The 22,913-nt window shown below is 67.7% G+C and carries 20 protein-coding genes and 1 pseudogene; 13 read left to right on the top strand and 8 right to left on the bottom strand.

Annotation, left to right across the window (positions count from 1 at the left end):
* Positions 1-45: 45 nt before the first annotated feature.
* From ACIBGM_RS31500 to ACIBGM_RS31510, 3 genes and pseudogenes are all read right to left on the bottom strand, one after another.
* Positions 46-339 (bottom strand): alpha/beta fold hydrolase, encoded by a 294-nt coding sequence (locus ACIBGM_RS31500; RefSeq protein ID WP_396387604.1) that lies wholly within the window; start codon positions 337-339, stop codon positions 46-48.
* Positions 340-475: 136 nt separating this feature from the next.
* Positions 476-1,036 carry a hypothetical protein gene (locus ACIBGM_RS31505; protein WP_396387817.1) on the bottom strand — a complete coding sequence of 187 codons (561 nt, stop codon included), beginning with the start codon at positions 1,034-1,036 and terminating at the stop codon, positions 476-478.
* Positions 1,032-1,271, bottom strand: a pseudogene (locus ACIBGM_RS31510) (LLM class flavin-dependent oxidoreductase); the annotation flags it as partial. The pseudogene ACIBGM_RS31510 and the gene ACIBGM_RS31505, both read right to left, overlap by 5 nt.
* Positions 1,272-1,684: 413 nt before the next feature.
* Here ACIBGM_RS31510 and ACIBGM_RS31515 point away from each other — a divergent pair.
* The 13 genes from ACIBGM_RS31515 (at position 1,685) to ACIBGM_RS31575 (ending at position 17,766) form a co-directional block, all read left to right on the top strand.
* Positions 1,685-2,359, top strand: coding sequence for a haloacid dehalogenase type II (locus ACIBGM_RS31515; protein WP_360520589.1), 675 nt, complete (start codon positions 1,685-1,687; stop codon positions 2,357-2,359).
* A gap of 53 nt (positions 2,360-2,412) precedes the next feature.
* Positions 2,413-3,756 (top strand): aspartate aminotransferase family protein, encoded by a 1,344-nt coding sequence (locus ACIBGM_RS31520; protein WP_360520586.1) that lies wholly within the window; start codon positions 2,413-2,415, stop codon positions 3,754-3,756.
* 19 nt (positions 3,757-3,775) lie between these two features.
* Positions 3,776-4,855, top strand: a complete 1,080-nt coding sequence (locus tag ACIBGM_RS31525; protein WP_360520583.1) for a phosphotransferase — start codon at positions 3,776-3,778, stop codon at positions 4,853-4,855.
* 108 nt (positions 4,856-4,963) lie between these two features.
* Positions 4,964-6,433, top strand: coding sequence for an ABC transporter substrate-binding protein (locus tag ACIBGM_RS31530; RefSeq protein ID WP_396387605.1), 1,470 nt, complete (start codon positions 4,964-4,966; stop codon positions 6,431-6,433).
* Between the two features lie 66 nt (positions 6,434-6,499).
* Positions 6,500-7,444, top strand: coding sequence for an ABC transporter permease (locus tag ACIBGM_RS31535; protein ID WP_360520578.1), 945 nt, complete (start codon positions 6,500-6,502; stop codon positions 7,442-7,444).
* Positions 7,445-7,544: 100 nt separating this feature from the next.
* Positions 7,545-8,387, top strand: a complete 843-nt coding sequence (locus ACIBGM_RS31540) for an ABC transporter permease (protein ID WP_360520575.1) — start codon at positions 7,545-7,547, stop codon at positions 8,385-8,387.
* Complete coding sequence (locus ACIBGM_RS31545) at positions 8,380-9,420, top strand: ABC transporter ATP-binding protein (RefSeq protein ID WP_396387606.1); 1,041 nt, start codon at positions 8,380-8,382, stop codon at positions 9,418-9,420. The genes ACIBGM_RS31540 and ACIBGM_RS31545 overlap by 8 nt, the downstream gene beginning before the upstream one ends.
* A gap of 377 nt (positions 9,421-9,797) precedes the next feature.
* Positions 9,798-10,712, top strand: a complete 915-nt coding sequence (locus ACIBGM_RS31550) for an ABC transporter substrate-binding protein (RefSeq protein WP_396387607.1) — start codon at positions 9,798-9,800, stop codon at positions 10,710-10,712.
* A 42-nt stretch (positions 10,713-10,754) separates the two neighbouring features.
* Positions 10,755-11,672, top strand: a complete 918-nt coding sequence (locus ACIBGM_RS31555) for an amino acid ABC transporter permease (protein ID WP_360520563.1) — start codon at positions 10,755-10,757, stop codon at positions 11,670-11,672.
* Entirely contained in the window at positions 11,669-12,436 is a 768-nt protein-coding gene (locus ACIBGM_RS31560; RefSeq protein WP_360520560.1) for an amino acid ABC transporter ATP-binding protein, read from the top strand. The genes ACIBGM_RS31555 and ACIBGM_RS31560 overlap by 4 nt, the downstream gene beginning before the upstream one ends.
* A gap of 55 nt (positions 12,437-12,491) precedes the next feature.
* Positions 12,492-13,769 (top strand): FAD-binding oxidoreductase, encoded by a 1,278-nt coding sequence (locus ACIBGM_RS31565; RefSeq protein ID WP_360520557.1) that lies wholly within the window; start codon positions 12,492-12,494, stop codon positions 13,767-13,769.
* A gap of 129 nt (positions 13,770-13,898) precedes the next feature.
* Positions 13,899-14,579, top strand: a complete 681-nt coding sequence (locus ACIBGM_RS31570) for a GntR family transcriptional regulator (RefSeq protein ID WP_360520555.1) — start codon at positions 13,899-13,901, stop codon at positions 14,577-14,579.
* A gap of 64 nt (positions 14,580-14,643) precedes the next feature.
* Positions 14,644-17,766 (top strand): NAD-glutamate dehydrogenase domain-containing protein, encoded by a 3,123-nt coding sequence (locus ACIBGM_RS31575; protein ID WP_360520552.1) that lies wholly within the window; start codon positions 14,644-14,646, stop codon positions 17,764-17,766.
* Positions 17,767-17,768: 2 nt separating this feature from the next.
* Here ACIBGM_RS31575 and ACIBGM_RS31580 read toward each other — a convergent pair whose 3' ends face one another.
* From ACIBGM_RS31580 to ACIBGM_RS31600, 5 genes are all read right to left on the bottom strand, one after another.
* Entirely contained in the window at positions 17,769-17,963 is a 195-nt protein-coding gene (locus tag ACIBGM_RS31580) for a cupin domain-containing protein (RefSeq protein ID WP_396387811.1), read from the bottom strand.
* A 43-nt stretch (positions 17,964-18,006) separates the two neighbouring features.
* Positions 18,007-18,726, bottom strand: coding sequence for an SDR family oxidoreductase (locus ACIBGM_RS31585; RefSeq protein WP_396387608.1), 720 nt, complete (start codon positions 18,724-18,726; stop codon positions 18,007-18,009).
* A complete protein-coding gene (locus ACIBGM_RS31590) occupies positions 18,720-19,787 on the bottom strand; it encodes a tartrate dehydrogenase (RefSeq protein ID WP_360520546.1) in 1,068 nt (355 codons plus the stop codon). Before ACIBGM_RS31590 ends, ACIBGM_RS31585 begins: the two co-directional genes overlap by 7 nt.
* Before the next feature lie 11 nt (positions 19,788-19,798).
* Complete coding sequence (locus ACIBGM_RS31595) at positions 19,799-21,271, bottom strand: NAD-dependent succinate-semialdehyde dehydrogenase (RefSeq protein ID WP_360520543.1); 1,473 nt, start codon at positions 21,269-21,271, stop codon at positions 19,799-19,801.
* Between the two features lie 109 nt (positions 21,272-21,380).
* Entirely contained in the window at positions 21,381-22,832 is a 1,452-nt protein-coding gene (locus ACIBGM_RS31600; protein ID WP_396387609.1) for an aldehyde dehydrogenase family protein, read from the bottom strand.
* Between the last annotated feature and the right edge of the window lie 81 nt (positions 22,833-22,913).

The raw sequence follows: 22,913 nt of genomic DNA on the forward strand, positions 1-22,913 counted from the left end.
TTCGGTGAGCGGACCGCGAATCGCGGGTGGGTGGTTCGTGCGGTCCTACAGTGTGGCGACGGTGCCGGACTTGCCAGGAGGTGCTGCATGAAGATCGACGCTGCAGCACGTCGGCTTCTGGAAGCGGCGCGCAGCATGACGCCGTGCGACCGGTTCGTGATCTGATCGGTGCCGACGACCTACCAAATCGAACCCCTCCAGTCCTTCTGCGTACACCAGGTCCTCGACGCCGTCGGCGAACAGTTCCACCGACCACGGCTGCGCCCGCGTGTCCGAGGCGCCGAAGCCGAGCGTGTCCGGTGCGATGACCCGGCGATGGCCTGCCAGCCGGGGGATCACGACCCGCTACTCGTCCCACGATCTCGGCGTCTGGTGCAGGAGTAGCACGGCCTGGCCGCTGCCCTGGTCGATATAGCGGATCTGGCCGTGCCGGGTGTCCGCATAGCACTTCCGCATGGATTGGCTCCTTCTGTGCTCAGGTCCGGTTCAGCAACGGCAGGACTGTGCGGCCCACCTCGGCGACCAAGGTCGTCGGGAGATCCCACGAACCGACGTGCTGCAGGCATGCCGCGCTGACCCATGCGCCGAGATCTCCCGAATTCCGGAGGCAATCTCGTCGGGGGTACCGAACAGGCAGGAACCGCCGGGCGAATCGGGCTGCGTCGGCGTCGCTGATCCAGTTCGAACACACCTCGACGGCCTGGTCCCAGTTCTCGGCGTGTATCAGATCGGGCTTTACGTCGGGGATGTGCTCTGGGACAGCGAGGTTGATGCCGGCCGCCTCCAGTGCCGCCTGCCCGCCGCGCTGGGCGATCGCCGCGAGCACCGGTTTCGGGACGCGAGCATCGCGATCGACATCGTCGGTCACCGTCGTATGCGCCGACACCGTCACTTCGATCGAGGTGCTGTCGCGGCGGGCCCCCTCGGCTCCTGCGCGGATCGCGGTCACGGCACGCCGCAGCGGCTCCGCGGCGACGCCGGACAGCAGGATCGCGCAGTCGCGCCCGACCCTCGCCGTACCGGACTTCCTCACCATGGATCAGCCTCCGTACCTGATCCACCGCCGCGCGAAGCTCGGCACCCCTGCTGGGCGTCGCGCCGATCGGTTCGACGGAACTGTGCCCCACTCCCAGCCCGAGCACGAACCGCCCGGGGGCGATCTCGTCGATCGTCCGGGCGAGGCTCGCGACCACCGTCGGGTGGCGGGTGACGACGTTGGAGACGGCGGTGTCGAGCTTGATCCGCGTGGTCCGCAGCGCGACGGCGTACATGGTCAGGTACGCATCACGGCAGAACGTCTGCGAGTCGGCACATCGACCGCGTCGAACCCGGCCTGCTCCGCCCTGGAGGCGAATTCACCAAGCTCCGGCACCACCCGGCAAGCCGGAACCCGCACACCCAGGCGCCCCCATAGGACCCCTCTCAACGACTTACCAGCCACGACGGTAGGACCGCCCGCCTCCGAGGTCTCCCGCACCGAACCGCTCAACGACCACTCGCCGTCTGAAACCCGCCGCCCAACTGCCTGCCCACCCAACGCGAGCGTTTGAGGTGCGGGGTGGGGCGCGGTTCGGCAAGGGGAGGCCTTCGGTCAACCTGACAGCATTAGACTGTTGACAATAGAAAGTCTGCGATCCTACGGTTGATGCCATCAGACCAACCCGCGGAGAGGCAGCTAGTGACTATGGGCACCCCGACGTTCCGGCCGACTTACGTCTCGTTCGACTGCTACGGCACGTTGATCGACTTCCAGATCACCCCGATCACCCGTGAGCTCGTCGGGGACCAGGTCCCCGCGGAGAGCTGGGACCAGTTCGTGGCGGAGTTCCGCGGCTACCGCTACGACCAGGTGTGCGGTGAGTACTACGCCTACGAGCAGGTGCTGCAGGACTCGTACGAGCGGGTCTGCCGCAGGTGGGGCCTCGAGGTGGACCCGAACGCGGGGAAGCGGTTCGCCGACGGCGTCCGGAGCTGGGGACCGCACGCTGACGTGCCGGCGCCGCTGAAGACGATGAGTGAGAACTACGAGCTGGTGATCCTGTCCAACGCCGACGACTCGTTCCTGGCGGAGAGTGTGCCGCGGCTCGGAGCCAAGTTCGACGCTGTCCTGACCGCGGAGCAGGCCGGGTACTACAAGCCTCGGTACGCCGCTTTCGAGTACATGCTGGACAAGCTCGACGCGTCCCCGGAGGACTTCGTCCACGTGTCCTCGCACACCCGGTACGACCTGATGCCGATGCACGACCTGCACTTCCCGAACCTGGTCCTCCTGGACCGCGGCTACGACCCGATCACCCCGGGCTACGGGTACGTGACGGTGAAGTCCCTCGACGAGCTCAACCGCATGCTCGGCATCTGACTCGAGCCGCACAGCCCGCCGCACGCCGACCCGTGAGCAGGATGATGACTTCGATGTTGAGCCGAGCAGTAGTCAACTACCCGAATCGGTTCGACCCAGGGGTTCTGAGCGATCTCCCGGAACGCCTTCAGCAGACCATCAGGCGCCGCGACGAGGTGCTCGGCCCCGGCTACACGCTCATTTACAAGGAGCCGGTCGAGTTCGTCTCCGGCTACGGGGCCCACCTGGTCGACCGGGACGGCAACGACTACCTCGACGCGTACAACAACGTTCCCTGCGTTGGACACGCGCACCCGCACGTCGTCGAGGCCGTCTCCCGCCAGTTGGCGGCAGTCAACACAAATACTCGCTACGTCCAGGAGTCGTTGGTGGACTATGCCGAGCGGCTTCTCGCGACGTTCCCCGCGGAGTTGTCGAGGCTGAGCCTCGCGTGTAGCGGGTCGGAGGCGAACGACCTGGCGATCCGGGTTGCGAGGTACCACACCGGCGGTGAGGGAATCATCGTGACTCGGTGGGCCTATCACGGCATTACCCGTGAGGTGGCGAGCTTCTCGCCGCATCTGGGCTCCGGTTCACCGCTCGGCCCGAACGTGCGGCTCATCGATCCTCCCGACCCGCGGCTGGCCGCGTCCGGATCCGTGCTGACCGAGCACATGCATCATCAGGTGCGTGACGCGATCGAGGATCTCCGGCGTCATGGCTTCCGGCTGGCGGCCCTGATCACCGACAGCGCGTACACCAGCGACGGGATCTTCACCGACCCGGTCGGCTACATGAGGCCTGTTGTGGACGAGGTGCACGCAGCCGGCGGTGTCTACATCGCGGACGAGGTCCAGTCGGGGTTCGCCCGGCTCGGCGATTCGATGTGGGGCTTCAGCCGCCACGGTGTGCTGCCGGACATCGTCACCATGGGCAAGCCGATGGGCAACGGGTTGCCGCTGTCCGGTGTGGTCTTCCGCCCTGAGGTGTCCGACGAGTTCGGCCGGAACGTCCGCTACTTCAACACCTTCGGTGGCAGTTCGATCCCGGTGGCTGCCGGCGCCGCAGTACTGGATGTCTTCGAGATGGAGAACGTGCAGCAGCGCGTTCTGGAGAACGGCAAGGCGCTGCGAGCCGGCCTGGTGGAGATCACGCGGAATTCCGCCCACGTCGCTGAAGTGCGCGGTGGTGGTCTGTACGTCGGGGTGGAAATCGTCCGGGACCGGGAGACGCTCTACCGCCCGGACCGCGGGCGTGCCGAGGACGTCATCAACGACCTTCGTGATCGGCGAATCCTCATCAACGGCACCGGCAGGGCGGCGAACGTGCTGAAGATCCGCCCGCCGCTCGCCTTCACCTCCGCCGACGTGACCCGATTCCTGGAGACCTTCGCCGAGGTCGCGAAAGTCCGGCTGTAGCCGGCCGAAGGGACCGACAGTGAGCGCTTCGCCGCCTACGAGCCCTGCCCAGGGACTCTTCGCCGAGAGCGGCCTGGGACCGTCGCATGAGCCCGTCGACGCGACGCTGATGAACATCCTGCTCGAGAAGCACTACCAGGTCGGCGGGCGCCTGGAGCGGCTGGCGACGGAGAAGGACGACACGTTCAGACTCAGAACCGGCGCGTCCGACTGCCTGGTGAAGGTCTCACCACCCGACGAGGCCGAGTTGGTGGTCTCGTTGCAGACTGCCGCGATGCGTTTTCTCGAAACCGCCGCTCCGGAGTTGCCGGTCCAGCGGGTGAGGCTGACCGTCGACGGCGACGACCACGTGCTCATCCCGTTGAACGACGGCAGGACTCGCGTCCTGCGCGTGTTCGGTTTCGTCGAGGGCGCCGTCTGGATACGCACGGATCCGGACGCGGCGCAGCTCGCCAAGGTGGGGGAGATGCTGGGGCGAATCGACGTGGCGCTCGAGTCTTTCGCGCACCCTGCGGACACGAGAGGCCTGGTGTGGGACATTGGCCAGTTCGACCACCTGACCGAATTGGTGGACCACACGCCGAACATCGGCCACCGTCAACTGGCTCGCGAGGTCTTCGGCCTGTACGGCGCCGCGATCGCGCCGCGGCTCGGCGCCCTGGAACGGCAGGTGATCCACGGCGACTACAGTCCGTACAACGTCGTGGTTGATCCGGTGAGCGACGACTTCGTCACCGGCGTCATCGACTTCGGCGACACGGTGTGCAGCGCGCTGATCTTCGACCCCGCCGTGTCGTTGGCGAACCTGATCGGCCGGGCGGACGGGGATCCGTGGCGTGACGCCTGCACCTTCGTGGCCGGCTACGAACGAACCCGGCCGATCAAGGACACGGAACGCCCGTTGCTGCCAGTCGCCGCGCTGGCGCGACTCACCGTGCGTGCATTGATCACGAACTGGCGGGCGCAGCGGGTGCCGGAACGCCGCGACTACCTGCTCGCCCATGCCAAGGACGACTGGACGAACGTGGAGCGGGCCCTCGCCGTACCAGTGAACGAAGTCGTAGCGCGACTGTCCGACGGCCGTCATGATGACCAATAGGCGTTCTTGGTTGTCGGTCCCGCCCGGTGCGGGAGGAGGACCACAATGGGTCGGAAGCGTTGGACGTGCGGCTTGGCAGTTCTCGCGCTGAGCGCCACAGCGTGCGGTATGAGCGCCGACGGTGAGGCCGGCGGGAACGCGACCGGTCGCCTGGTGTACGCCGAGTTCTTCGCGCCGGCCGCCGCCTGGGCGCCGGAAAGCGACGATGCCCAAGTGCTTTCCCGCGCCGGCTGCCTGGAGTCGCTCCTCCGCTACCAGGCTGACGGCTCGCCGGCGCCGAGCCTTGCCGCCTCGTGGGAGCAGGTGACGCCCACCGCGTGGCGGTTCAAGCTTCGCGACGGCGTGCAGTTTCAGAACGGCGCGCCGATGGACGCGAACGCGGTGGTGCAGGCCTTGCAGCACGTGCTGAAGGCCAAGACGCCGGCGCGCTCGTTCAACCCGGATGTCGTGTCCGGCGTGAAGGCGGTTGATATTTCCACCGTCGAGGTCGCCACCTCGGTGCCCGACGTACTCCTGCCGCTGCGGATGGCCGCTCCGAGCACGGGAATCCTGGCGCCGCAGGCCTACGCCGGCCCGCGGATCAACATCCGGGGGACCTGCACCGGGCCGTTCACGGTCGTCAACGAGGTACCGCTCCAATCCTTGGAGCTCAAGCGCAACGACGACTATTGGGGCGGCACACCGGGTGTCGCGACGGCCGAGGTGCGCTTCATCGCGGACGGCGCCGCGCGCGTGACGCAGGTGCAGACCGGTGAGGCGGACATCGCCTCGGTGGTCCCGGCCGTCTCCCTGGCCACGCTGGAAGGCGACGCCGGCATCGAGCTGCAGAAGGTCCGGACGCCGCGCACCGCCGTGATGCTGCTGAACAACGTTCGCCCGCCGTTCGACAATCCGCTGGTACGACGTGCTCTGCAACACGCCGTGGACAGCAAGGCGATCGCCGCGACCGTCTACGAGGGAGTCGCGGCGCCCGCCGTCGGTCCGTTCTCGCCCGACGACCCATGGACTCCGGAGGGGGCGGCCCCGGCGTCCTTCGACCACGACGAGTCGAAGAGCCTGCTCGATGCGGCGGGAGTCGATCCACACTCGCTCGACTTCGTGCTGATCGCCTACAACGACCGGCCCGAGTTCGCCGACCTGGCCGCTGTCATCCAGGAACAGGTCGGCAAGCTCGGTATCAAGGTCAAGATTCGCGCAGGCGACTACGCGTCGGTGGAACCTGACATGCTCGCGGGTAGGTTCGACGCCGCACTCCTGTCGCGCGGCTACCTGGTGGACGTCGGTGACCCGGCCGGGTTCCTTCGGTCGGACTACTCCTGCCGCGGCAGCTTCAACCTCGCCCACTACTGCGATCAGCAGACCGATGCCATGATCAACGAGGCGTTGACAACCAGCGACCCGAACGCTCGGCATGACCTCGAGGCCCGGATCGCGGAGAAGCTCCAGGACGATGCCGCCGGCGTGTTTCTCGTGCACGAGTCACTCGTGACGGCGGTCCGCTCGGGGGTCCGGGGATTCGAGCCGCACCCACTCAACTTCTACGTCCTCACCAAGGATCTGAAGTTGGGGGTCGGCTGAGGCTTGGTTGCCCTCGTCAACTAGGCCGGACACGGTGTCCGGCCGGGAGAACCAGCGGAGATGGCGATGCTGAGCTTCCTGATTCGCAGGACGGTGGTCCTGCTGATCACGCTGCTGGTGGTGTCGGTGCTGGCGTTTCTGATCCCGTATGCCGGGGAGGGGGATCCGGCGCGGAAGATCCTGCAGGCCAGGGTCAACGACCCTGTGCTGGATCCGGCCCAGGTGGAGGCGTTGACCCGGGAGCTGGGCCTGGACCGGCCGGTCTTCGTGCAGTACCTGGACTGGCTGGGCCACGCGATGACGGGCGACTTCGGCTACTCGTTCACCAGCCGGACGCCCGTCGACGAGCTGGTCTTCCCGGCAATGGGCGTATCGATATCGCTGGCTCTGGCCGCCCTTCTGCTCGCCTTGCTCGTCGCCCTGCCGCTCGGGGCCTGGGCCGCCACCGCTCGGGGCGGCAAGGTTGACAGTGCGATCACGCTCGTCTCGCAGAGCGCGGTGTCGGCGCCGGAGTACTGGGTCGGCCCGGTGCTGGTTCTGCTCTTCGCCCGCTATCTGGGCTGGCTGCCGTCGAGTGGCTGGAGAGGGATGGCTTACCTCGTCCTGCCTGCTGTCGCTCTGGCGCTCCGGCCGCTGGGCTACTTCGCCCAGGTGACGCGCGCGGCGATGAGCGACGTGCTCGCCGCGCCGTACATGACGGCTGCTCGCGCTCGGGGATTGAGCTATCCGCAGACCCTGGTCAGGCATGGTCTGCGCAACAGCCTGCTACCGGTGATGACGCTGTTCTCCTTCTGGTTCGCCGGACTTCTCGGTGGGGCCGTGGTGATCGAGGTGATCTTCAACATCCCGGGCATGGGCCGGCTGCTCTACACGTCCGTCGTCAACAACGACGTGCCCGTGATTCAGTGCGGCCTGGTCTCGATCCTCACCTTCGCGGTGGCGATCAACACGGTGACCGATCTGCTGTACGGCGTACTCAATCCGGCGATCAGAGTGACCAGCCATGCCTAGTGATGTGACGCGCTGGCACCCACGCCGCAGCCTGCGTCCGGAACAGCGCCCGTCAGCGGTGCGATCCGCGACCCCGCATCGGCCGAACGCACTGGCCCTCATGCTGCGCGGCGCCCGCAGCCGGCCCTGGACCTTCCGCATCGGCGCCGGAATGCTCGCAGCAGTTGTGCTCGCCCTGCTGCTCACGCCCTGGATAGCACCGCACGACCCCGCGACCCAGGACCTGACGAACCGCCTGGCCGGATTGTCGGGGGAGTATTGGTTCGGCACCGACCATCTGGGCCGGGACGTGCTGTCCCGGCTGATGTGGGGCGGCCGGTTCTCGGTGACCATCGCCGCCGTCACGCTGATCATCTGCGCGGTCACCGGGTCGGTCATCGGGGCGTTGGCGGCGCGCAGAGGCGGCTGGCTCGATGAGCTGGTGATGCGCAGCGTCGACATGCTGATCTGCTTCCCCGACGTCGTGGTCGCGCTGTTCCTGATCGCGCTGTTCGGGAGCGGCTACGGCACCCTCGTCCTGGCCCTGACAGTCACCGGCTGGACACCCTTCGCCAGACTGATGCGCGGCCTCGCGCTGGAGATCAACTCCAAGGACTTCGTCGAGGCGGCGGAGATACTGGGCCTGCCGAAGACGTACATCCTGTTCCGGCATGTCATTCCCAACGCGCTGCGCCCTGTGCTGGCGATGGGCTTCCTGCGCTTCGGGCACAAACTGATCACCGTCGGCGCGCTGTCCTACCTCGGCCTGGGCGTGCAGCCGCCGGACTCTGATTGGGGCGCGATGCTGCTCGACGCGCAGCCCTACATGGAACGTGCGCCGTGGCTGGGAATTCTGCCCGGCGCGGCGATCTTCGTCACCGCGCTCAGCGTGACCATGATCGGCCAGGGTCTGGACGTCTCGGGCACGCGGCGCAGACGGCACCTGGGAGAATCCGATGCCTGAGGCAAGGAAGCGGGCGGAGCGCACGTCGCCGGACCGCGGGCCTGGCCCCTTGCTGGATGTCCGCGACCTGCGGGTGGACTTCCCCGGCGTGTCCGGCGGACCGGCGATCGACGGCTTGGACCTGAAGGTCGGTGAGGGCGAGATCGCCGCGTTGGTAGGGGAGTCCGGATCCGGCAAGAGCCTCACCGCGCTGACCGTGATGGGCTTGCTGCCGACCGGGGCCCAGGTGGTCCGGGGCAGCGCCGTGCTGGAGGGCGAGGACCTGCTGGCGATGCCGGCGAGGCGATGGAACGAGATCCGTGGCAGCAAGGTCGCCATGTTGTTCCAGCAACCCAAGGCGATGCTGGACCCGACAGCCCGGATCGGCAGCCAGGTCGCCGAAGCGTTACGCCGCCACCACAAGATGAGTCGCCGGGAGGCGAAGGCACGGGTGGTGGAACTGCTCCGGGATGTGGGCATTCCGGAGCCGGTTCGGCGGTCGTCGTCGTACGCGTATCAGCTGTCGGGTGGAATGGCGCAGCGGGTGATGATCGCCGCCGCGCTGTCCGCGGATCCTGAGCTGCTGATCGCCGACGAGCCCACCACCGCGCTGGACGTGACCGTGCAGGCACAGATCCTCGATCTGCTGAAGCAGAAACGCGACGAACGCGGCCTGTCGATCCTGCTGATCACCCACGACCTGGGCCTCGTCTCCTCAGTGGCTGATCGGGTGGCTGTGATGTACGCCGGCCGGATCGTCGAGGACGGGGTCACGGCAGACATCTTCGCCGACCCCCAGCATCCCTACACCGAGGCGTTGCTGAAGGCCTCGCTGCTGGAAGCCAAGCCCGGCAAGCTGTTCTCGATCTCGGGAAGCGTCGCCCAAGCCCGGGCAATGACCCACGGATGCCGGTTCCTGTCGCGATGTCCGAAGGCAGCCGAGCTGGGACTCACCGAGCGATGCCAGAGTGCCGAGCCGGCCCTGCACACCTGCGGCGAGCACGAACACCTCAGCCGTTGTTACGCATCGCGTGGGTATCCCACCGCAGAATGACCGCCGTCGCGGCGACGTGGACCGGGACCTGACCCCGGTTATTTGCAGGCAGTCGGCGACAAACTGTTGACAGTCTAAAGTTGGCGGCCCATAGTTTGAGGACGATCAAGAAGCAAGAAGAGGCAGCGCCCGAGACCCGGTGCCCCGCCTACACCGGATCGACGGCCGCGCCGTACGTCTCCGAATGAGCCCAGATAGGGAAGTGCAGCCAAGCATCAGGCGCACATCCCGGGATGACGTGGCGCTTCGAACCAGCGGCTACGGCCTGCGGCTGCTTATCGATTGTTGACATTCAACACCTCAACACAGGCCTTGACCGGTGTGACGCTCACGCCGGCGAGCCAGAGACCACAGGAGGCACGACAATGCGCAGGTATATGCGGATCACTTGGGCTGCGGTGGCGGTCGCCGCCGCAGTGCTCGTCACGGCATGCGGTGGAACGGGAAGCCAGGACACCCGCGCCGCGGCAGCCGAGGGCGGCATTCACACCGACGACATCTCTCAGGGGGTCGAGGCCGACCCCGCCGCCGCGAAGCTCGTGCCCGCGGAGGTGCGGAGCTCCGGCAAGCTCGTGGTCGCGATGGACCTGTCCAGCCCGCCCACGACGTTCCTGGCCCCCGACAACAAGACGGCGGTCGGCTTCAACCCCGACATGGCTCGCCTGATCGCGAAGAAGCTCGATCTCCAACTGGACATCAAGAACGTCAAGTTCGACACCATCATCCCCGGTCTCGAGGGACATCGTTACGACCTCACCGTGTCGACCATGACCCCGACCAAGGAGCGCCTCAAGGTGCTCGACATGATCAAGTACTTCAAGAACGGTTCATCGATCGTCGTTCCGTTCGGCAACCCCAAGAAGCTGGCCGTCGACACGCTGTGTGGCCGGAACATCGGCGTCCAGTCGGGCTCGGTGCAGGAGCTGATCCGGCTGCCCAAGCTGTCCAAGGAGTCCTGCGAGGCCAAGGGTGAGCCGGCCATCAAGGGTGTGTCTCTGCCCAGTGTGCAGGACGGTCTGACCCAGTTGGCCAGCCAGCGGATCGACGGCGTCTTCTACGACACCACTTCCCTGATCTGGGCCGCCACCCAGCAGCCGAAGACCTTCGAGGTGCTGGAGCCGCCGGCCGCCAGTTCCGAAGTAGCGGTTGCCCTGGGCAAGGGTTCCGAGCTGACACCCGCGGTGCAGGCGGCGATCCAGTCGATCATCGATTCGCCGAAGTACGACGAGGCGCTCGGCCGATGGGGATTCCAGGGCCGGGGGCTCGACAAGGCGACGATCGCCGAAAGCTGACCCCGAGGTCAACGCCACCGGCCCGTGGAAAGGAACCGAACCATGCAGGTGATCCCGCCCGAAGTGAAGCCGCGCATCCGCCTCAAGACCTCCGTCGACTACCTGGCGTGGGCTGTCGCGGTCGCTGCCATCCTCGGCCTCGTCTACACGCTCGTCACGAACGAGAACTACCGGTGGGGCGTGGTGCTCAAGTACCTCACCGCCGACTCGATCATCAACGGCATCTGGATCACGCTGATGCTCACGATCAGCAGCATGGCCCTGGGCATTCTCCTCGGGCTGGTGCTGGCGGTGATGCGTTCGTCCTCACAGCGGCCGGTGTCGGGGCTGGCCCGGCTCTACATCACGTTCTTCCGCGGAACACCGGTGCTGGTGCAGCTGATCTTCTGGTTCAACCTGGCCGCGCTCTATCCGCACCTGTCGCTCGGCATCCCGCTGACCGGCATCTCGATGCCGATCAACGTGAACGAACTGCTCAGCCCGCTGACGGCCGCTCTGATCGGACTCACGCTGAACCAGGCGGCGTACATGGCGGAGATCATCCGCGGCGGATTCGCGGCCGTCGGCAGGGGTCAGCTCGAAGCGGCGGAATCGCTCGGTATGCACGGGTTCACGAAGCTCCGTACGGTCATCATCCCGCAGACGATGCCGACGATCATCCCGCCCACCGGCAACCAGTTCATCGGACAGCTCAAGGAGACCTCGCTGGTCAGCGTGCTCGGGGTGGCCGATCTGCTGCAGAGCTCGCAGTCGATCTACGCCCGGACCTACGAGACGATCCCGCTGCTGATCGTGGCCAGCCTCTGGTACCTGATCATGACCGTGACGCTGAGCGTGCCGCAGTCGATGATCGAGCGCCGGTTCTCCCGGTCCACCCGCACCGGCCGGCCGAGTCGTTCGGGCGACGGTGACGGCCGGACCGGCCAGGTCGAGATCGCCCCGAAGGAGTCCGTGCTGTGAGCGCCGAAGGAAGCATCATCGCCCGGAAGCTGTGCAAGAGCTTCGGGGACAAGCCAGTCCTGCGCGACGTCGACTTCACGGTCGAGTCGGGCGAGATCTCCTGCATCATCGGTCCCAGCGGCTCCGGCAAGTCGACGTTGCTGCGCTGCCTCAACGGCCTGGAAACCGTCGACCGCGGGGTGCTGAAGGTCAACGGCGAGGATTTCGGGTACGTCGAACATCCCCGCGCCTTCCATGCAGTGAGCCGCCGGCGCCTCGCCCAGCAGCGCATCCGGATCGGCATGGTGTTCCAGCAGTTCAACCTGTTCCCGAACATGACCGCCCTGGACAACGTCATGGCCGGCCCGGTGCTGGTCAAGAAGATGTCGCGCGACGCGGCGAGGGACCGCGCCCGATCGCTACTTGCGAGTGTCGGCCTCGCCGAGTTCGAGGGCCAGTACCCCTCGCAGCTGTCCGGCGGGCAGCAGCAACGGGTCGCGATCGCCCGGGCTCTCGCGATGGAGCCGAGCATCCTGCTCTTCGACGAGCCCACCAGCGCACTCGACCCCGAGAAGGTGGGGGAGGTGCTGGACGTCATGCGCAACGTGGCCGCCGGCGGCATGACGATGGTCGTAGTGACTCACGAGATGGGGTTCGCCCGTGAGGTGGCGAAGAACCTGGTCTTCATGGATGACGGGGTCATCGTCGAGCGCGGGGACGCGCGCGAGGTGCTGGCCCGCCCGCAGGAGCCGCGGACCCGGGAGTTTCTCGAGTGCGTTCTCTGACCTCCACACAGTTCTGCAATCGACCGACATCTGACGAACACGGGAGTGCACCGCGATGAAGTTCATTCCATATTGGCTGGACACCTCCGAGCAGGGGCCCGACCGGTCTCGTACTGCGGTGGGTGGTGAGGTCGACGTGGCGGTCGTAGGCGCCGGTCTGACCGGTCTGTCCGCGGCGCTGCACCTGGCTCGCAAAGGCGCCAAGGTCGCGGTCCTGGAGAAGGAGACGGTGGCGTGGGGCGCGTCCGGCCGGAACGGGGGGATGGCGACGCCCGGGCTGTCGGTGGGCTTCCGGGACGCGGTCGCCAAGTACGGGTTCCCGACCGCGAGTGCCTTGTACCTGACCTACAACGATGCGATCGACACGATCGAGAAGCTGGTGGCCGACGAGGGCATCGACTGTGATTTCGCGCGTACTGGGAAGATGACGCTAGCGGCGAAGCACGGGCATATGGAGGGCCTGCGGCAGACCCAAGAGGTGCTGGCGCAGCGACTTGGCGAGGAGACCCTGCTGGTCTCCAAGAGCGAGTTGCGCGGCGAGATCGGCTCCGAGTACTACGCCGGAGCGCTGATCGATCCACGCGGCGCCGGGCTGCACGTCGGGAAGTTCACCCGCGGCCTGGGTGAGGCCGCAGCCCAGCAGGGGGCGGAGATCCATGAGAAGGCTCCGGTCGAGCAGGTACGGCGACTCGGCAACAGCAGGCACGAGTTGGTCACACCGCGGGGCAGCATCCGGGCGGACCAGGTGCTGGTCGCGACCAGCGGCTATACCGGGCGGCCGTTCCGGTGGCTGCAGGTGCGGATAGCTCCGGTCGGCAGCTTCATCATCGTCACCGAACCGCTGGGCAAGGAGGTCTGCGACCAGATCATGCCGACCCGGCGGATGGCGTCCGACACCAAGAACCTGCTCTACTACTTCCGGATCACGCCTGACCACCGGCTGTTGTTCGGCGGTCGCGCCCGGTTCGCGATGTCCAGTCCGCACTCGGACGAGAAGAGTGGACGCATTCTGCGCAAGGCCATGGTGTCGGTGTTCCCGCAGTTGGCCGCCGCGCGGGTGGACTATTGCTGGGGCGGCCTGGTCGACATGAGCATGGACCGGCTGGTCCATGCCGGTGAGCACGACGGGTTGTTCTACTCGGTGGGCTACTCCGGGCACGGTGTGCAGATGGCAACCCACATGGGTAAGCAAATGGCCGAATACCTGAGCGGCAGCATCGAGGCGAACCCATGGCGTGACATCACGTTCAAGCGCATCCCTGGCCATGTCGGCCCGCCCTGGTTCCTGCCGTTCGCCGGCGCCTACTACAAGTTCCAGGACCGGATCAGGTGATAGCTGGTCAGTTGACCGGTTTGGGTCTGCGCATTGGTATAATGTTGACAGTCTTCCCGTCGTCGTACGGGGTCGACGACCGCAGCCGCATTCGGCGTCTCGGTCCGGTAACAGTCAGGGAGCTCGATTGTGACGGGGAAGAACGAAGCACCGACCCGGATCCCCCGGGCGACGTTCGCGACGATGGTCGGCGAACGGATCCGCGCCAGCATCATCGAGGGTGAGCTCGCGCCTGGGACCCAGCTCAGCGAGGTCGAGCTGGCTGCCAGGTACGGCGTCAGCCGGGGGCCGGTCCGGGAGGCCCTGCAGCGCTTGATCCAGGAAGGTCTGCTGCTCAGCGAGCCCCATCACGGTGTCTCTGTGCCGGTCATGAGTACGGCCGACTTCGAGGACATCTACTTGGTCCGGCTGGCCCTGGAGACAGCGGCACTCCGGAAGGTCATGTCCGGTCCCGAGGCGGTGCAGACGCTCAGATCGCTGGAGCGGGTCGTCCGCCAGATGCGCAACGCCGAAGAGTCCGGCGACTGGCAGACTGTGGCAGAGCTGGACATGGAGTTCCACACGGTGATCGTCTCAGCGGCGCACAGCCCGCGGCTGGACCGGGTGTTCCACACAGTCATCTCCGAGACCCGGCTGTGTCTTGGAGTGCTCGTCCGCGCGGATGAGCGCCGCACGGATCTGGTCGATGAGCACGAGGACATCGTCGACAGGATGCGAGCCGGCGACTTCGACGGGACGGTGGCGGTCCTCAAGAAGGGCTTCGAGGAGGCGGTTGTCACGCTGACGCAGGAGAGTGCGGCCGCGCGATAACCCCCCGCCGAGCGCGGGGACGACCGAGCGTGCAGGCGTACGGTTGCGTCACGTGGAGGGGCTCATGGCCGAGTCATACCGGCAGGCTCGAACGCGAGGACTGCCCAAGGTCGACTGGGACGCGAACGGGTCCGGTCTGCGATGCCTGGTGCGGTGGCCGGGCAAGCGGCCGGCCCTGTCGCAGGTGCTTCCGACCTTCGACCAACTGGGCCTCAGGCTTGCGGATCACCGGCCCGAAGCAGCGGCGGATGCCTTCTTCTTCCAGCGGTTCGAGGACTCGTACGCCGACGAGGTTATGCCGCTGCTCACCGAGGCATTCATCGCGTCGTGGGAGGGCTCCGTCGACCGTGACGTGTTCGCCTCGCTGGTGGTCGACGCCCAGCTCCACCCGAGGCAGGTGCAGCTCGTGCGGGCGGCGTTCCAGTACCTACGGCAGGCCGGCCTCGCGGCAAGCCGGTCGTACGTTCGCGGCATCCTGACCCGGCATCGGGACTTCGTCCGTCATTGGGTCGAGGTGTTCGAGCAGCGGTTCGACCCGGACCGACCGACGAGGGCCGAGCACCTGCTGGGCAAGTACGCCGATGCCGCCACGACCCGCGACGAGTTCCGGGTCCTCGACTGGTACACCGGTCTGCTCGAGTCGGTGACGCGAACCAACTACTTCCGGCGCGACGACGTGGGTGCCCTGTCTGCCACGATCGTCCTGAAGCTCGACCCCGGCAAGCTGCCGTTTCGCACCGATCCGGCGGTGAAGGTCGAGACGTTCGTCCATCATCCCGGTGTCGAGGGCATCCACGTGCGCTACGGAGCCGTGGCACGGGGTGGACTGCGCTGGTCCGACCGGATCGAGGACTACCGCGACGAGGTGCTCGCACTCGCGAAGTCCCAGCAGGTCAAGAACTCCCTCATCGTTCCGGCGGGCGCCAAGGGCGCGTTCGTCGTGAAGACCGCGCTCGCCGAGCTGACCGCGGCCGCGGCCGCCGACGAGGTGCGGCGCTGCTATCGAATCTTCGTCCGAGGTCTGCTCGACGTTACCGACGACCTGACGGCCGGCCGTGGCATCACCCGTCCGCCCGGAGTCCTCGCGACGGACTACGCGGACCCCTATCTCGTGGTGGCAGCCGACAAGGGAACCGCCGCGTTCTCCGACCTGGCGAACGCCGAAGCGCGGGACGCTGGCTACTGGCTCGATGATGCGTTCGCCTCCGGTGGGTCCACCGGGTTCAACCACAAGGCGCTCGGGGTCACCGCACGTGGCGCCTGGGTCGCGGTACGCCGCCACCTCGTCGAGCTCGGCCTGGACCCGGAGCGCGACGAGATCACCGTCGTCGGGATCGGCGACATGTCCGGAGATGTCTTCGGCAACGGCATGCTGCTCTCGGACAAGCTCCGCCTGGTCGCGGCCTTCGACCACCGCGATGTCTTCCTGGACCCCGATCCCGACCCGGGCGCATCCTTCGCCGAGCGGACCCGGCTAGCGGCACTCCCGGGCTCCTCGTGGGCCGACTACGACCCTTCCGCCATCTCCGCGGGCGGCGGGGTGTTCCCGCGGTCCGGCCGTTCCGTCCCGATCTCCGCGCCGGCGAAGGCAGCTCTCGGCATCGACGCCGACACTCTGTTCCCGGACGAACTGGTCCAGGCAGTCCTCCGCGCACCTGCGGACCTGCTGTGGAACGGTGGGATCGGCACCTACGTACGGGCGTCGTACGAGACCGACGCCGAGGTGGCGGATCGTGGCAACGACCGGGTCCGGGTCACGGCCGACGAATTGCGCTGCAGGGTCGTGGGGGAGGGTGGGAACCTCGGGCTGACGCAGGCCGCGAGGGTCGAGTTCTCCCTCGCCGGCGGCCGGGTCAACGCCGACTTCATCGACAATGCCGCCGGGGTGAACACCTCCGACCGGGAGGTCAACCTCAAGATCATGCTGCGGGCGGCGGAGGACGCCGGTCTCATCGGCCGGGCCGAGCGCGACCGTGTCCTCGACGCGTGCGCGTCAGCCGTGGTCTCGGCGGTGCTGGACGACTGCGAGCAGCAGGCCTTGGCGATCAGCGTGGCCGAGGGGTACGGCGTGACCGTGCTGGACCGGCACGACCAGGTGATCCACAACCTCGAGGAACACGGACTCGTCCGGGGCCGCGAGCACCTCCCGGATGCGGAGGAGATCGAGCGGCGACGCGCGTCCGGCCGAGGCCTCACTCGCCCCGAGATCGCTGTCATCCTCGCCCACGCGAAGAACCTCACCCACGGGCTGCTGCTCGAGGGCGACGTACCCGATGACGATGGTGTGGCCGGCGTCCTGACCGGCTACTTTCCTGCGGAGCTGCGCGGTCGGTACGCCGCCCAGATCTCTGCGCACAAGCTCGGCCGCGACATCATCGCGACCCGCTTGACCAACGAGTTGATCGACCGCGTCGGCCCCGGATTCATCTACCGGATCGAGGATCGGACCGGCACGAGCACGGAGCAGACGATCCGGGCGATCCTGATCGTCAGGGAGCTGCTCGGCCTGGACCAGCTGTGGGACGGGTTGGCGCCGTACCCGGTCGCGCCGACGATCCCGATCAGGCGCGCGCTCGAACGGGTCTTGGACTACAACGCGTCCTGGCTGGTACGACGGAAGAGCACGCTGGGCTCGATCGACGACGAAGTGGCCTCGTTCGCAGACGCTGTCACTGACCTGCACAACGCTCTGGCTGCGTCTCCGTCACCCGACGTCGGGTCCGCGTACGCCGATGCACTCGACCACCTCGGGTCGCTCGGAGCCGCGCAAGACCTTCTGACTCGCTGCCGAGCGGTAGCGCGCATGGGAGCGGCTCTGGCGCTCTCATCAGCATCCGCTGAGAGCGGACTCGACGTGGTCCGGCTCGAACGCGTCTATGCCGCGATCGGCGAGACGGTGGGTCTGTCGTGGCTCTACGCCGCGATTCCGAGCAGCACCGCCGACCCCCACTGGGTGCAGCTGGCCAAGGCAGCCCTTCGCGACGAGTTGGCAGCCTTGACCGTGACCCTGGCCACCGACGTGTTGCGGGCCGGCGGCCTCGAGTCGTGGACCGAGCTGCACGGGGATGCGCTGGCCCGCGCACGTACGGCGTACGCGGGCCTGTCGGGTAGCGCGGAGGTGGACGTCGCGATGCTCACCGTCGGCGTCCAGGTGCTGCGCGACCTTTGCCACGCCGTCGGCGCCTGAGCTCAGTTGGCGGCCGCGGGTACGCCGATGCTGTAGACCTTCCGGATCGTCTCGGTGACGTGCCACCGGCCGGACCATCCGCGTGGCTGGACGATCACGTCGCCGGCGGACACCTCGTAGCGGCCTCCGGTCTCGCCGTCTGTGATGTCACCGCTGTCCGCACCAGGACGCTGGCCCCTCGGCGCTAGCGGGCTGATGGACGTAGGTCACTCTGTGTTCTCCCGTAGTCAGTAGAGCGTCTCAGAAGGCGAGCGGTTGTCTTTCGTAGAAGAAGCCACCGGTCGGTCCGTCGCCGGGGAGGGTGGCGAGCCACACCGGGGTATCGGCGCCGTCTTCCACCGGACGGGTGGCGTCCGGGCTCATGTCCGTCTTCGTGTAGCCGGGCGAGGCCGCGTTCACCAGGATGCCGGTGCCCTCGAGCTCGGCCGCCAGCACCCGAGTGAGCATGTTCAGCGAGGCCTTGGAGATCCGGTACGCCGGCGAGGTGGGAGTCAGTGCCAGCTCGAGTGACGCCATGGTGCTGGACAGGTTCACGATCCGGCCGTATCCGCGCCCAAGCATGAACGGGATCGCCGCAGCACTACAGCGCCAGGCGCCGTACAGGTTGGTGGCCAGGGTCTCGTCCACCAGCGGGAAGTTCGGTGCGGTGGCGCGATGGAGCGCCGGCCCATCGATCGCGACACCGGCGTTGTTCACGAGGACGTCGATCGAGCCGTGGCGGCGCGCGATCTCGGTAAAGGTCGAGCTGACGGAGTCGTCCTCGGTCACATCGAGCCGGGTGCCCATCACCAGTCCCGGACCCTCGCCTTGCAGCCGGTCAGCGGCCTCCTTGGCGCTTGACTCGTTGCGGGCGGTGAGCACGACGTGCAGACCGAGCCGCGAGAGCTGACGGCAGATCTCGAACCCGATCCCGCGGTTGCCGCCGGTGACGACCGCGACGCGGCATCCGTGTCTCAGCACAGCTGATCCAGCACCGTGGTGGTCACCTGCTCGGTGTCGGCGGTGCCGCCGACGTCGGCGGTCCGGGTCTCCGGACGGCGCAGCGACTCCTCGATCGCGGTCATGAGCACGGCCGCAGCCGCTGGCGCTCCGAGGTGCTCCAGCATCATCACCGTCGACCACAGCATGCCGACCGGATTCGCGATGCCCTTGCCGGCGATGTCCGGCGCCGAGCCGTGCACCGGCTCGAACATCGACGGGTGCTCCCGCGTGGGGTCGAGGTTGCCGGAGGGAGCGATTCCGATGCTTCCGGCGACACCTGCTGCGAGGTCGCTCAGAATGTCACCGAACAGGTTGCTGGCCACGATGACGTCGAACGACTCAGGCCGCAGGACGAGCTTGGCCGCGAGCGCGTCCACGTGCTCCTCCACCAACTCGACGCCGGGATGGAGGCCCGCCCGCTCCCGGGTGACCTCGTCCCAGAACGGCATGCTGTGCACCAGTCCGTTGGACTTGGTGGCCGAGGTCAGCCGCCGTCGCCTGGCCGAGCTGAGGTCGAGGGCGTAGTCCGCGATCCGCGCGATGCCGCGGCGGGTGAAGATCGCTTGCTGTACGGCGGTCTCGTCCGGCAGACCGCGGTTGAACCGGCCGCCGACCTCGCTGTATTCGCCCTCGTTGTTCTCGCGCACCACGACCAGGTCGATCTCGCGGTCCGACGCGTCGGCGAGCGGGCTCTTCACCCCTTCGAAGGCCCGCACCGGACGCAGGTTGACGTACTGCTGGAACGCCCGGCGGATCGGGATCAGCAGTCCCCACAACGAGACATGGTCCGGTACGCCGGGACGCCCGACCGCGCCGAGGAGGATGGCGTCGTACTCCCTTAGGGTGTCGAGACCGTCGGCCGGCATCATTGCGCCCTCGGTGAGGTAGCGCTCGCACGACCAGTCGAACTCGTCGATCACGAGCCCGAGCCGGTAGCGCGAGTCCAGCGCCTCCAGCACCTGCCGGGCCGACGCGGCCACCTCGATGCCGATGCCGTCGCCGGGAATCAGCGCGATGCGTCGCCCGTGTGTGGTGGTCACCTGTGCTCCCATCAGGCCGTCGTCGCCACGGCGACGTACTTCGTCTCGAGGAACTCGTCGATGCCGATCCGGCCGCCCTCGCGGCCCAGGCCGGAGGCCTTCACCCCGCCGAAGGGCGCGGCCGGGTTGGACACGATGCCCTGGTTGAGCCCGACCATGCCGGTCTCGAGTCGCTCGGTGATTCGAAGTGCGCGATCGAGGTCGCGGGTGAACAAGTAGGCGACGAGCCCGTACTCGGTGTCGTTGGCGGCGGCGACCGCCTCGTCCTCGGTCTCGAACGTGGTGATCGGGGCCACCGGGCCGAAGATTTCCTCGTGCCGCATCCGGGCATCGTGCGGTACGCCGGAGAGCACGGTCGGCGGGTAGAAATATCCGTCGCGGTCCAGCGGCTCGCCGCCGACCAGAACCTTCGCGCCGCGCTGTACGGCGTCGCCCACCAGTTCGGCCACCTTGGCGCGGGCATCGTCGTCGATGAGCGGCCCGACCGCAACGCCGTCCTCGACCCCGCGGCCGATGGACAAGGCTCCCATCCGGTCGGCGAGCCGGCGCGCGAATTCGTCCGCCACCGACGAGTGCACGTAGAAGCGGTTGGCCGCGGTGCAGGCCTCGCCGATGTTGCGCATCTTCGCGAGCATCGCGCCCTCGACCGCGGCGTCCAGGTCGGCGTCCGCGAACACCAGGAACGGGGCGTTCCCGCCAAGCTCCATGGAGGTCCGCATGACCTGGTCCGCGCATTGCGCGAGCAGCCGTCGCCCGACCGCGGTGGATCCGGTGAAGGACAGTTTGCGCGCCCGGCCGTCGCGGATCAGCGGCTCCATCACGCCGCCTGGGTTGGAAGTCGTCACCAGGTTGAGCACGCCGTCCGGGAGGCCGGCCTCGGTCATGACGGCCGCGAAGGCCAGCATGGAGAGGGGGGTTTGCTCTGCCGGTTTCACCACCATCGTGCATCCGGCCGCGACAGCGGGGCCGATCTTGCGGGCGGCCATCGCCATCGGGAAGTTCCAGGGCGTGATGAGCAGGCAGGGTCCGACCGGCTGCCGCATCACCAGCAGTCGGGCCTGGCCGCTGGGCGCCACGGCGTACCCACCGTCGATCCGGACCGCCTCCTCGGCGAACCAGCGGAGAAACTCTGCCGCGTAGGCGATCTCGCCGCGTGCCTCGGCCAGCGGCTTGCCCATCTCGAGGGTCATCAGCAGGGCGAGGTCGTCCTGCCGTTGCACGAGCAGGCTGTGGGCCCGGTACAGGATCTCGCTCCGCTCGCGCGGCGGCACGGCCGCCCAGGACGACTGTGCCGCCGCGGCTGCGTCGAGAGCGCGCAGTCCGTCCGCTGGGGACGCGTCAGCGACGTGCGCGAGCACCCGACCGGTCGACGGGTCCTCGACGGCGAAGGTGGTCCCGTTCTCCGCCGGGTGCCAGGCACCTCCGATGAACAAGCCCGTCGGAACCGAGCCGACCACCTTTTCCTCCCGCACGCTGTCGACCATCGGACCTCTCCTGAATCTGTGTCGGCTTGGTGAATGCAACGCCCCTCCGGAATGGAATCCGGGACGCGCGAGGGAAGGGGGAACTCGCGCGTCCCGGGTGCTGGTGGACTCAGGCCGAGGTGTGGATGGCGATGATCTTGGGCTCGGTCATCGCGTCGACGGCGTACGGAACGCCCTCTCGCCCGACTCCGGACCGTTTGCCGCCTCCGAACGGCATCGCGTCGATGCGGTAGTCGCAGGTGTCGTTGACCATGACCGCACCGACCCGCAGAGCGCGAGCCACTGCCAGGGCAGAGTCGAGGTCGTGGGTGAAGACGCCGGCCTGCAGTCCGTAATCGGAGCGATTCGCCTCACGCACCGCGGTGTTCACGTCTTCGAACGACTCGATCGACACCACCGGACCGAAGATCTCGTCGGTGAGCACGCGCGAGCCCGCAGGGACGTCCGTCAGCACGGTCGGCCAGAAGAATGCACCGTCGCGCTTCCCTCCGATCAGCAGGGTCGCGCCCGCTTCCACCGCTTCGTCGACCCAGCTCTCCACCCGCTCCGCGCCGGCCTCGTCGACGAGCGGCCCCACGTCGGTTCTCGGATCGGTCTTGCTGCCGACCACCAAGTCCTCGGTGCGATCGACAACCAGATCGACCAGCTCTTGAGCCCGGTTGCGGGCTACGAACACCCGCTGAACGGACAGACAGTTCTGACCCGCGTTGGCGAAGGCGCCGTCGACGATTGCGGCGGCGGCTCGTGGTACATCGGCGTCGGACAGGACGATGACCGTGCCGTTGCCGCCGAGCTCCATCAGGGTCTTCTTCGCGCCCGCGGTCCGGGCAACGGCGTTCCCGCTGGCCCAGCCGCCGGTGAACGAGACCATGTCCACCAGAGTGTGGCCGACCAGGGCGGCGCCGACAGTGGCGCCGCGGCCCGGAAGGACGGCGATCCGGTCGGCGGGGATGCCGGCTTCCAGGAGCACCTCGAGGAATGCGAGGGCGGTCAGGGGAGTCTGTTCGGCCGGTTTCAGCACGACACCGTTGCCCCCGATGAGTGCCGGCGCCACTTTGTGGGCGACGAGGTTCAGCGGATCGTTGAACGGCGTGATCGCACCGACGACCCCGATCGGCTCGCGGGTGTACCAGCCGATCCGGTTCGCGCCCCGCGGGGTGTTGCCGAAGGGCAGTGTGCGCCCCTCCAAGCGGTCGCCCTGCTCGGCCGACAGCCGGACAGTCTCCGTTGCTCGCCGTACCTCTTGCTCGGCGTCGCGAACCGGCTTGCACCCCTCGCGTGAGATCAGGTGAACGAACAGCGCGGCACGATCCGCGAGCAGTCGCGCCGCTTGGTTGAGCGCCGTACGTCGCTGCCACAGCGGCCAGCCATCAGGGTCGAGGGTCGCGAGCGTGACGGCCTCGACGGCCTCGTCGACGTCGGCCGGCGAACAGTCGGACACCTGACCGACCAGCGTCCCGTTCTCCGGGTCGTGAACCGCGAGCGCGGTGGACGCGTTGCGCCAGGCGCCGTTCCAGAAGGCGCCGGCCGGTGGTTCCCAGGCTGTCGGGTGCTCGTTCATGGCATCAACTGTGAGGCCAGGACGGGGATGGCGTCAACTGCAAGCTGTTGACAACTGACAGGCCTGGTGGTTGGGTGTGGG

Source organism: Kribbella sp. NPDC050470, from assembly GCF_044458365.1.
In the GTDB taxonomy this organism is placed as follows: Bacteria; Actinomycetota; Actinomycetes; order Propionibacteriales; family Kribbellaceae; genus Kribbella.

Excerpts from the sequence above, each read along its gene's own strand:
- ACIBGM_RS31540 (WP_360520575.1), top strand. The coding sequence starts at position 7,545 with ATGCTGCGCGGCGCCCGCAGCCGGCCCTGGACCTTCCGCATCGGCGCC.
- ACIBGM_RS31545 (WP_396387606.1), top strand. The coding sequence starts at position 8,380 with ATGCCTGAGGCAAGGAAGCGGGCGGAGCGCACGTCGCCGGACCGCGGG.
- ACIBGM_RS31535 (WP_360520578.1), top strand. The coding sequence starts at position 6,500 with ATGCTGAGCTTCCTGATTCGCAGGACGGTGGTCCTGCTGATCACGCTG.
- ACIBGM_RS31530 (WP_396387605.1), top strand. The coding sequence starts at position 4,964 with ATGAGCGCCGACGGTGAGGCCGGCGGGAACGCGACCGGTCGCCTGGTG.
- ACIBGM_RS31565 (WP_360520557.1), top strand. The coding sequence starts at position 12,492 with ATGAAGTTCATTCCATATTGGCTGGACACCTCCGAGCAGGGGCCCGAC.
- ACIBGM_RS31505 (WP_396387817.1), bottom strand. The coding sequence starts at position 1,036 with ATGGTGAGGAAGTCCGGTACGGCGAGGGTCGGGCGCGACTGCGCGATC.
- ACIBGM_RS31600 (WP_396387609.1), bottom strand. The coding sequence starts at position 22,832 with ATGAACGAGCACCCGACAGCCTGGGAACCACCGGCCGGCGCCTTCTGG.
- ACIBGM_RS31515 (WP_360520589.1), top strand. The coding sequence starts at position 1,685 with ATGGGCACCCCGACGTTCCGGCCGACTTACGTCTCGTTCGACTGCTAC.
- ACIBGM_RS31595 (WP_360520543.1), bottom strand. The coding sequence starts at position 21,271 with ATGGTCGACAGCGTGCGGGAGGAAAAGGTGGTCGGCTCGGTTCCGACG.
- ACIBGM_RS31520 (WP_360520586.1), top strand. The coding sequence starts at position 2,413 with ATGTTGAGCCGAGCAGTAGTCAACTACCCGAATCGGTTCGACCCAGGG.
- ACIBGM_RS31555 (WP_360520563.1), top strand. The coding sequence starts at position 10,755 with ATGCAGGTGATCCCGCCCGAAGTGAAGCCGCGCATCCGCCTCAAGACC.
- ACIBGM_RS31575 (WP_360520552.1), top strand. The coding sequence starts at position 14,644 with ATGGCCGAGTCATACCGGCAGGCTCGAACGCGAGGACTGCCCAAGGTC.
- ACIBGM_RS31550 (WP_396387607.1), top strand. The coding sequence starts at position 9,798 with ATGCGGATCACTTGGGCTGCGGTGGCGGTCGCCGCCGCAGTGCTCGTC.